Genomic DNA, 9,963 nt, shown 5'->3' with positions numbered 1-9,963 from the left:
GGCCAAGGTCGCGGGGGTGGTGCGGGTGGGCGGATTCACCAGCTTTGTCCGCACGGTGGTGATCCCGCGCTTGCCCGAGTGGCGCATCCGGTACCCGCAATTGCAGATCCGGCTGATTGAAGACGACTTCCCTGACTTGTTACGCCTGCTCCGGCAGCGCGAGCTCGACGCTGTTGTGGTCGAGCTCGATTCGATGACGGCCGGCCAACGTTCACTTTCCGCCGGAATGATCGAGGAGCCCCTGCTGGACGAGCCCTGGAAACTGGTGGTTCCCGCGGGCGCCCTGCTCACTACAGAGAACATCGACCTTGGGCATCTGCCACTTCTCTGGCTCGGTGTCGACTCCTCAGCCGCCAACGCTGCGGTGCTCGGCCGGCTCCGTCAGTCCATCGGTGCCCAGATGGAGACGGTGCATCAATATCAGGAAACGCTGACCGCACTGGCACTGGTCGCGGCGGGGGAGGGTGTCGCCATCGTACCCACCTTGGCATTGAGCGGCGTCAGCCATGACGGGGTGGACGTCCTGGACGTCCCTGGACTGGGCACGCGACGCATCGTCCTGCGACGGTTCGACCGCCGGCGGTCAGCCAGCATGCCCGTGGACACCGTCGCGCGCCTTCTACGGGAATCGGCAGCGGCGTTCGACACGCGGTCGACGTCCTGACCGCCTACAACTTTTCGTGCCTTTTGGCGTGTGGGACGGGACTTCGAAGCAAGGTCATGCGACCCCGGAAAGTGCACTCGTTACGGGTTAGGCAATAGTCTGGCCAGATGGGGACCAATGCCGTGAACTCCGGCGAACAAATGGACAGGCAGTCGCGCATTCTCGAGGCGGCGCTGGATCTGCTGTCCCGCCATGGGATTTCGGGTGTGAGCATGCGGGCCGTGGCCCGCGAAGCCGGCGTCGCGCTCGGCCTGGTGAACTACTACTACGACGACAAGACGAGCCTGATACGGGCAGCCCTGCGCCGGGTCGACGAACACGACCTTCTGCTCGTGGCGCCCGACCCGTCGTCAGACCCGGAGCAACAGCTGCGCCAGGCCCTGCGGCGAGTGGCAGCCGCTGATCTGCTGACCACCCGCTATCTGTCCCTGCGCCTGCACCTTTGGGCCCTCGCCCAGGCGGACGAGGGCTATGCACAGATCAACGCCGAGGCCTTCGACCGCTATCTCGACGGCCTCGCTGCGCTGGTTTCCAACGCCCAACCCCATCTTTCATGGGAGGCATGCAGGGAGCGGGCGGCTGACATTGTCGTCATCCAAAACGGCATGTGGCTGACGGCGCTTCTCGGCGTTGATGAGGCCTCCATTCAGCGAAGCATCGCCCGGACGGAGCAAATCGCCTTCGCGCCGCTTCAGGACCGCACCATCAAGGATCACCGGCTTCACGAGTCCTGAACCACCGGCAACCGGGCAGAGTGAGCTCCATAAGTAGCATTGAACAACTGTTCAAGAAAAGTATTGAACACTCGTTCAATGTGCAGTACTGTCCCTCGTATGACTTACGCCACACCAGCCCATGACGTCGTTCGGATCGCAAGAACCGAGACAGCATCGACCCTGTTCATCAACGGCGCATGGGAGCCAGCCGCCTCCGGCGCTGTGCGCGCAATCCGCAACCCCGCCGACGGCGAGTCGGTGGCCACAGTGTCCGAGGCCGGCAGGGAGGACGCCGAACGCGCCATCGCCGCAGCCCGTGCAGCCTTCGACTCCGGCGTCTGGTCCTCCGTGCCGGCACCCGAGCGCGGCACCTTCCTGCTCAAGGTCGCCGCCGGACTACGCGAACGCCGTGAAAAGTTCGCCCGCGCCGAGTCGCTGGACACAGGCAAGCGAATGGTCGAAAGCCGCATCGACATGGACGACATTGCCGCCTGCTTCGAGTATTTCGGCAGGCTCGCCGGGCAGCAGGCGGGCCGCATGGTCGACGCCGGGAACCCCACGGTCGTCAGCAAAATCGTGTACGAACCCGTGGGCGTCTGCGGCCTGATCACCCCGTGGAACTACCCCCTGCTCCAGGCGGCGTGGAAGATCGCGCCCGCGCTGGCCGCCGGCTGCACCTTCGTCCTCAAGCCCTCCGAGCTGACCCCGTCCACCAGCATCCTGGCAATGCAGCTGCTGCACGACCTTGGCCTGCCCGACGGCGTCGCCAACCTCGTGACCGGCCCCGGCGCGGAGGCGGGCGCCCCGCTCTCCGAACACCCCGCCGTCGACCTCGTCTCCTTCACGGGCGGGCTGGAAACCGGCAAGCGCATCGCGGCGGCCGCCGCCGGCACCGTCAAGAAGGTGGCACTGGAGCTTGGCGGCAAGAACCCCAACGTGGTGTTCGCGGACGCGGACTTCGACGCCGCCGTCGACAATGCCCTGAACGGCGCGTTCGTCCACTCCGGGCAGGTCTGCTCCGCGGGGGCGCGGCTGGTGGTGGAGGAATCGATCGCCGAACGCTTCGTGGACGAGCTGGTCCGCCGTGCCCGGGACATCCGGCTGGGCGGCCCCTTTGACGACGCCGCCGAAACCGGGCCGCTGATTTCCGCGGCCCACCGCGACAAAGTCCACGCCTATGTCCAGCGCGGCATCCAGGAGGGTGCGCGGCTGCGGACCGGCGGTGCGGCGCCGCAAGGAGAAAAGTACGACGGCGGTTTCTACTACCAGCCCACCATCCTGGACCGTGTCCAGAGGGGAATGTCGGTGGTGGTGGACGAGGCTTTCGGCCCGGTGGTCACCGTGGAGACGTTCCGCACCGAGGACGAGGCCGTGGTCACTGCCAACGACACCATTTACGGGTTGGCCGGCGCGGTCTGGACCCAGGATGCCGGCAAGGCGCAGCGCGTGGCATCCCGGCTGCGGCACGGCACCATCTGGATCAACGACTACCACCCCTACCTCCCCCAGGCCGAGTGGGGCGGCTTCGGCCAGTCCGGCGTCGGCCGCGAGCTGGGCCCCACGGGCCTGGCCGAATACCAGGAAGCCAAGCACATCTACCAGAACACCAGCCCGCAGGTAACCGGCTGGTTTGCTGACCACGGCAAGGAGAACTAGATGCACTACGACAACATCGACGACGTCACCGAGCGCGGGTTCGACTACGTCGTGATCGGCGGCGGATCCGCGGGTGCCGCCGTCGCCGCCCGGCTGAGCGAGGATCCAGACGTGACCGTGGCCCTCGTGGAGGCCGGCCCGGATGACCGCAACCTGCCCGAAATCCTGCAGCTGGACCGCTGGATGGAGCTGCTGGAGTCCGGCTACGACTGGGACTATCCGGTGGAACCGCAGGAGAACGGCAACTCCTTCATGCGCCACGCGCGCGCCAAGGTGATGGGCGGCTGTTCCAGCCACAACTCCTGCATCGCCTTCTGGGCACCCCGTGAAGACCTGAATGAGTGGGAGTCCAAGTACGGCGCCACCGGCTGGAACGCCGACGCCGCCTGGCCGCTCTACCAGCGGCTTGAAACCAACGAGGACGCCGGCCCGGACGCGCCGCACCACGGCGACTCCGGCCCCGTGCAGCTGATGAACGTGCCCCCGGCGGATCCTGCCGGCGTCGCGCTCCTGGACGCCTGCGAACAGACGGGCATTCCCCGCGCGAAGTTCAACACCGGCACCACCGTGGTCAACGGAGCAAACTTCTTCCAGATCAACCGCCGCGCGGATGGCACGCGTTCCTCCAGCTCCGTCTCCTACATCCACCCGATCATGGAGCGTGAAAACTTCACCCTGCTGACCGGCCTGCGCGCCCGCCAGCTGGTGTTCGACGCGGACAAGCGCTGCACCGGCGTGGACGTGGTGGACTCCGCATTTGGCCGGACCCACCGGCTCTCCGCGCACCGCGAGGTCATCCTGTCCACCGGCGCCATCGACTCCCCCAAGCTGCTGATGCTCTCCGGCATCGGCCCGGCAGCCCACCTCGCCGCGCACGGCATCGAGGTCCTGGTGGACTCCCCCGGCGTTGGCGAGAACCTGCAGGACCACCCCGAAGGCGTGGTCCAGTTCGAGGCCAGGCAGCCGATGGTGCAGACCTCTACCCAGTGGTGGGAGATCGGCATCTTCACCCCCACCGAGGACGGTCTGGACCGCCCGGACCTGATGATGCACTACGGTTCCGTCCCGTTCGACATGAACACCCTGCGGCACGGCTACCCCACCACCGAGAACGGCTTCAGCCTCACCCCGAACGTCACGCACGCCCGCTCCCGCGGCACCGTCAGGCTGCGCAGCCGCGATTTCCGCGACAAGCCCATGGTGGATCCGCGCTATTTCACGGATCCCGAAGGCCACGACATGCGGGTCATGGTGGCCGGCATCCGCAAGGCCCGCGAAATCGCCGCCCAGCCCGCCATGGCCGAATGGACCGGCCGCGAGCTGTCGCCCGGCGTCGAGGCACAGACGGACGAGGAGCTGCGGGAGTACATCCGCAAGACCCACAACACCGTGTACCACCCGGTGGGCACCGTCCGCATGGGCCCGGCCGACGACGACATGTCACCGCTGGATCCCGAGCTGCGGGTCAAGGGCGTCACCGGCCTGCGCGTGGCGGATGCCTCCGTGATGCCTGAACACGTCACCGTCAACCCCAACATCACCGTCATGATGATCGGCGAGCGCTGCGCCGATCTCATCCGTGCCGGCCACACCGGTGGCGCCGCAAGGAAAGAGGTAGAGCTCAGCCCCTCCTTCGCCTGAGAGGCAAGTTCCGGAGGCTATTGATTTCACCCGCGTCCAATGGCGGCCGCGGATTGCATCGTCGTACTTTTCTGACTTAGGAGTTCACACATTATGGAACCCAGCAAGAGTATTGATTCAAGCGGCATGGACGAATTTGGCTACACCCAGACCCTGGACCGGAGCATCGGCAAGTTTGCCAGCTTCGCCGCAGGAGTCAGCTACATCTCCATCCTGACCGGCGTCTTCCAACTGTTCTACTTCGGTTTTTCCATGGCCGGCCCGGCGTACGCCTGGTCCTGGCCCATCGTGTTCGTCGGCCAGCTGATGGTGGCGCTGTGCTTTTCCGAGCTGGCCGGCCGCTACCCCGTGGCGGGATCGGTCTACAACTGGGCCAAGCGGCTCTCGTCGGGGACCGCGTCCTGGCTGGCGGGCTGGCTGCTCCTGCTCTCCTCCATCATGGCGCTCGGATCCGTGGCACTGGCCCTGCAACTCACCCTGCCGCAGCTCTGGTCCGGCTTCCAGTTCGTCGGTGACGGCACCGGCCCCTACGACTTCGCCATGAACGGCGTGGTGCTGGCCACCATCATGATCACCATCTCCACCCTCATCAACGCGTTCGGCGTGAAGCTGATGACCAGGATCAACAGCATCGGCGTCTTCGTGGAGCTGATCGCGGCCGTCCTGCTGATCCTCGCGCTGGGCTGGCATGTTGTGCGGGGCCCGGAGGTCTTCTTCAAAACCAACGGCTTCGGCGAGGGCCACGATCTCGGCTTCTTCGGCGTCTTCCTCATCGGCGCCATGGCCTCGGGCTACGTCATGTACGGCTTCGATACCGCCAGCTCCCTCGGCGAGGAAACGAAGGACCCCAAGCGCACCGCGCCCAAGGCAATCCTGCGCGCCGTCACTGCCTCGTTCCTGCTGGGCGGGCTGATCCTGCTCTTCGGCATCCTGGCCGCACCGGACCTGACCGACCCGCAGGTGGGGGCTGCCGACGGCGGCCTGCAGTACATCGTGCTCTCCGTCCTCGGGGGTCCGTTCGGCAAGGCGTTCCTGGCATGCATCGTGGTGGCCGTGGTGGTCTGCACCCTGGCCGTCCACGCCGCCGCCATCCGCATGATGTTCGCCATGGCCCGGGACAACAACCTCCCGTTCAGCCGGCAGCTCAGCAAGGTGGATCCGGTCCGCAGGACCCCCAAGATCGCGGCCATCGTCATCGGCGTCATGGCCGTCATCCCGCTGCTGGTCAACGTCATGCAGCCGGCCATCTTCACCATCCTGTCCAGCATCAGCATCGTCCTGATCTACCTGTCCTACCTCCTGGTCACGGTTCCCCTGCTGCGCAAGCGGCTCCTGAAGCGGTGGCCGCTGCGGGATGATGATGGCACCGAGCCGGGGTTCTGCATGGGCAAATGGGGACTGCCGGTGAACATCCTCGCGGTCCTCTGGGGCGCGGCCATGACGGTGAACCTGGTCTGGCCCCGGCCTGAGATCTACAACTCGGTGCCGCCGTTCGAGTGGTACCTGCAGTGGGGCGGCGTGATCTTCGTGGCCGCCGTGATCATTGGCGGCACCCTGCTCTACCGCCTGAAGATCCGCCACCAGACCGGGGTGCTGGCCGAGCACGCCTCGGCAGTCGCAGCACATCCGTCGTCGGGCGCCGTCCAGTACGAAACAGTGCAGTACGAAGCCCCGGAGGATGCGTCCGCAGTCAAGATGGCCGCGTCGGAAGCTTAGTAACGCCCCGGAAGGGTCGACGGCGGTGCTCACCTGAGCGCGGTCGTCGGCCCTTTCGCGTCAGTGGCCCCCGCGCAGATGAGTGACTAAACGTCACACAACGCGACAGCATCCGGATCCGGACAAGCACGTCCTACCCTTGACACGTGACTTTGACTAAGATCCGGACCGCCGCCGCGAGCTCCCTCGCCGCCGCAGGTCTCCTGTTTACCCTCGCCGCCTGTTCCACGCCGGCCGCCACCCAGCCGACTGCCTCTGCACCGGCGTCCACGGCAACAGCTTCATCCAGTGCCGCTTCCGGGCCCTGCACCGGCGTAAAGGTCATCGTCGATTCGGGTTCCCTTAAGCAGGCTGCCGCTGACACGTCCGTTTGCGTGCCCCTGGACGCGCCGACTCTCGCTTCCAAGGTGCTCGGCGAGGCAAAGGTGAAAACCGAGGGCACCGCCCAATATCCCAAGGAACTGGTGTGCCGAGTGAACGGCGTGCCCGCCGCAGACCTCGACATCGCCCACAAGGGTGGCACGTACCGGGAAGACTGCAGCAAGATGCCCGCCGCCTTTGCGTACTGGTCACTGTGGGTCAAGCCGGCCTCCGGTGGCTGGGCATACGCACAGGAAGGCCTCGCCACCCTGAAGGTGAGCCCGGGACAGAGCCTCGAGCTGCTTTACACGGTCGACGGCGCGCCGGCCGCACCCGCGGCATGACCTTTCGGCCCGCGCCGTTACGCGCAGCGGCGGCTCTCGCCGCCGTCTTCATCGCGGCGCGGGTCATCTACCGCATCCTTTTCAACGGGGCCGGCATTGGTGAGCCGGTCCTGCTCGACCTGCCGGCGGTGCCGCTGCCTGCCCCGTACGCGCATGTGGTCCTGCTCGGTCCGGTCACAGCGCCTGGCCTGCGGCAGGCGGTCCTGTCCGCCTTGCCGATTGCCGGGATGATCCTCGGTTTCGGCCTGCTCAACGCCTGGGTGGACGTGGCCCGCGGCTTCGTGCACCTGGCCCGCGGCGGCCCCCTGCAGGGCCTGGCCCGGACCCTTGTGGTGGCCTGGGCGGCGCTCCCGGCGCTTTCCGACGCCGTGGCCTCCGTACGCCTGGCCTTTCGGTTGCGGGGCGAACGCTTCGGACCCCGCGCCCTGGTGCCCGTGCTCGAGCGCACGCTTGAGCACGCGGGCCGGGTTGCCGCGGCCCTGGAGCTGCGCGGCTTCGGGAGCCGGGCAGCCCATCAGCCCATCCGCGGTACCGAGGCACCGCTTCTTGTCCGGGACGCACAGTTCCGCATCGGTGACGCGCAGGTGCGCGTCGCCGGGTTCACGCCGTCGAGCGGGTCCATCACGGTCATAACCGGGCCGACGGGCTCCGGCAAGTCCACCATCCTGCGAGGTATCGCCGGCCTGCTCTCACACGTTGACGGCGGAGAAATTTCCGGCACCGTGCGCGTCACCGGAACGGACCGTGCCGCCGCGCCGCCGCGCGACACCGCCCGCCTCGTCGGCGTCGTCCTGCAGAATCCCCGCGCCGCATTCGCCTCTACCCGGGTCCGGGACGAAATCGGCCTCGCACTTGAGCTGCGCGGCATGGCATCCGAAACCGCCAAGGCCCGTGTCCAGGAGGGCGCGGAGCATATCGGCGTGTCGGCGCTGCTGGACCGGAATGTCAGCACCCTCTCGGCGGGTGAGGCGACGCTCGTGGCCATCGCCGCCGCAGTGGTGGAGCAGCCGGCCCTGCTCCTGGTTGATGAGCCCCTGGCCGACCTTGACACCGCAGCACGCGGACACGTGATCGCCGTGCTCAACGCCCTCGCCCGCGACGACGGTGTCTGCGTCATCGTGGCGGAACACCGGGCGGAGCAGCTCGTCCCGGTAGCCGACTCGTGGTGGACCATCGACGGCGGGGCCCTGGTGCCGGGTGCTGCGCCATCCGCTTCCCCGACGGTTGCGCATCCAACGCCCGTTCCAGATACCGGGCACGCGCCGGTGCTGACCGCGACAAGGCTCGCGGTGCACCGCAAGGGCACGCCGCTGGTGCGCGACGCATCCCTGACCCTGCACCGCGGTGAAGTGGTGGCCCTGGTGGGGCCGAACGGGGCCGGGAAGTCGTCCCTCCTGGTGGCGCTCGCGCTCGGTGAAGGCACTCGCGGTGAAGGCACGGTCGACGGCGGAACTGTCGACGGCGGCCGCGTCGCCCTCGTCCCGGACGCCTCGGACGACCTCTTCACCAGGGATACGGTGGCCGGAGAGCTCCGCGCCGGCGAGCGGCGCGCACGGCGTCGCTCTGACTCACGAACTGCGGATTCAATGCCTGCGGTGTCACGCCTTGCGCGCCTGCGGGGAGACGCGGGAATGCCCCTTGGACACGAGCATCCCCGGGACCTCTCTGCAGGGGAGCGCAGGATCCTTGCCATCGCGCTGCAGACCATGGACGAGCCATCAGTACTCCTGATCGATGAGCCCACCCGCGGGCTCGATCCTGCGGCGCGCACAGCCGTCTCTGCGGCGCTGCGCGCCGCGGCAGACGCCGGCGCGGCGGTCCTGATCGCCACGCACGACCTCGACTTCGCCCACGGCCTCGGCGCCCGGATCCTCCCGATGCGTGACGGCGTCGCCCCCTCTTCCGTGCCGGCCAATGCACCTGAATCGCCCCTCCCCCTTCCCCGGCAAGCGGGTACCGGACCAAGGCCGGGGGTCATCGAACCAACAGACATCCCGGGTGCGGCAAGAAAGCGCCATATCCGGATGCCGCGGGGCGTCGAGCTAGCAGTTCTCGCGGCTGCAAACATTCTGGCCCTCGCAACCTTCTGCTGGCCGCTGCTCGCCGCGGCCCTTCCGGAGGATGCCGCCGCGGCCCTCCCCTACGCGGCGCTGGCCATTGCGCCACTCGCCGCCGTCGCCGTCGTCGTGTCCATGGACGGTTCGGTCCGCTCCGCGCACACGGTGGCGTTGCTTGGCGTCCTGGCCGCCGTCGGTTCGGCGGTGCGGGTGGCGAGCACCGGCGTCGGGGGCGTGGAAGCAGTCTTTATCCTGCTGATCCTGGCCGGCAGGGCCTTCGGGCCCCGTTTCGGCATGCTCCTCGGCGCCGCCACCATCGCCCTCTCAAGCGCCTTGTGGGGTGGTATCGGGCCTTGGACACCGTTCCAGATCTTCGCCTGCGCGTGGGTGGGCGCGGGGGCCGGCCTGCTCCCCCGGCGGCTGCGGGGCAAAGCCGAACTGTGGATGCTCGGCGGCTACGGCATCCTGGCGTCCTACGTGTTCGGCCTGCTGACCAACCTGTGGTTCTGGCCCTTCGCGGTGGGCGCCGGCACCGGCATCTCCTATGTGCCCGGGGCGCCGCTGGGCACCAACCTCAGCAGCTTCCTGCTCTACTCGCTGGTGACGTCGACGGCGGGCTGGGACACCTTGCGCGGCATCACCACGGTCGTCGGAATCGCTGTGGTGGGGCGCGCCGTGCTCGCCGCACTCCGGCGGGTGAAGCCGGTCTCCAGCCTGGACGGGCAGGCCGGGCAGGCTCACTCCACCCAGGCTCCATCCACCCCACCCGCAGACCGGCGCCAGCTCACACCCTGAAGTACTGCACACAG

General features: G+C 67.8%; 7 protein-coding genes. All 7 read left to right on the top strand.

The annotated features are described in order from the left end of the window. Window positions 1–664: LysR substrate-binding domain-containing protein (locus LQ144_RS19075; RefSeq protein ID WP_230120378.1), on the top strand; the 664-nt coding region annotated here is incomplete at its 5' end. A gap of 107 nt (window positions 665–771) precedes the next feature. Continuing rightward, window positions 772–1,398 (top strand): TetR/AcrR family transcriptional regulator, encoded by a 627-nt coding sequence (locus tag LQ144_RS19070; RefSeq protein ID WP_230120376.1) that lies wholly within the window; start codon window positions 772–774, stop codon window positions 1,396–1,398. Between the two features lie 99 nt (window positions 1,399–1,497). Continuing rightward, complete coding sequence (locus LQ144_RS19065; protein ID WP_230120374.1) at window positions 1,498–3,036, top strand: aldehyde dehydrogenase family protein; 1,539 nt, start codon at window positions 1,498–1,500, stop codon at window positions 3,034–3,036. Then, complete coding sequence (locus LQ144_RS19060; protein WP_230120371.1) at window positions 3,037–4,677, top strand: GMC oxidoreductase; 1,641 nt, start codon at window positions 3,037–3,039, stop codon at window positions 4,675–4,677. A 93-nt stretch (window positions 4,678–4,770) separates the two neighbouring features. Beyond that, window positions 4,771–6,393 carry an APC family permease gene (locus LQ144_RS19055; RefSeq protein ID WP_230120369.1) on the top strand — a complete coding sequence of 541 codons (1,623 nt, stop codon included), beginning with the start codon at window positions 4,771–4,773 and terminating at the stop codon, window positions 6,391–6,393. Between the two features lie 146 nt (window positions 6,394–6,539). Then, window positions 6,540–7,097: a hypothetical protein gene (locus LQ144_RS19050; RefSeq protein ID WP_230120368.1), complete on the top strand. Its 558-nt coding sequence runs from the start codon at window positions 6,540–6,542 to the stop codon at window positions 7,095–7,097. Continuing rightward, a complete protein-coding gene (locus LQ144_RS19045) occupies window positions 7,094–9,949 on the top strand; it encodes an ATP-binding cassette domain-containing protein (RefSeq protein ID WP_230120365.1) in 2,856 nt (951 codons plus the stop codon). Before LQ144_RS19050 ends, LQ144_RS19045 begins: the two co-directional genes overlap by 4 nt. Window positions 9,950–9,963: the final 14 nt, after the last annotated feature.

This window comes from Arthrobacter sp. Bi83, assembly GCF_918698095.1.
GTDB lineage: Bacteria > Actinomycetota > Actinomycetes > Actinomycetales > Micrococcaceae > Arthrobacter.
This window is presented reverse-complemented; position numbering and strand designations above follow the sequence as displayed.

What these genes read in the sequence shown, in the direction of transcription:
- LQ144_RS19070 (WP_230120376.1), top strand. Translation starts at nt 772, where the DNA reads ATGGGGACCAATGCCGTGAACTCCGGCGAACAAATGGACAGGCAGTCG.
- LQ144_RS19045 (WP_230120365.1), top strand. Translation starts at nt 7,094, where the DNA reads ATGACCTTTCGGCCCGCGCCGTTACGCGCAGCGGCGGCTCTCGCCGCC.
- LQ144_RS19060 (WP_230120371.1), top strand. Translation starts at nt 3,037, where the DNA reads ATGCACTACGACAACATCGACGACGTCACCGAGCGCGGGTTCGACTAC.
- LQ144_RS19065 (WP_230120374.1), top strand. Translation starts at nt 1,498, where the DNA reads ATGACTTACGCCACACCAGCCCATGACGTCGTTCGGATCGCAAGAACC.
- LQ144_RS19055 (WP_230120369.1), top strand. Translation starts at nt 4,771, where the DNA reads ATGGAACCCAGCAAGAGTATTGATTCAAGCGGCATGGACGAATTTGGC.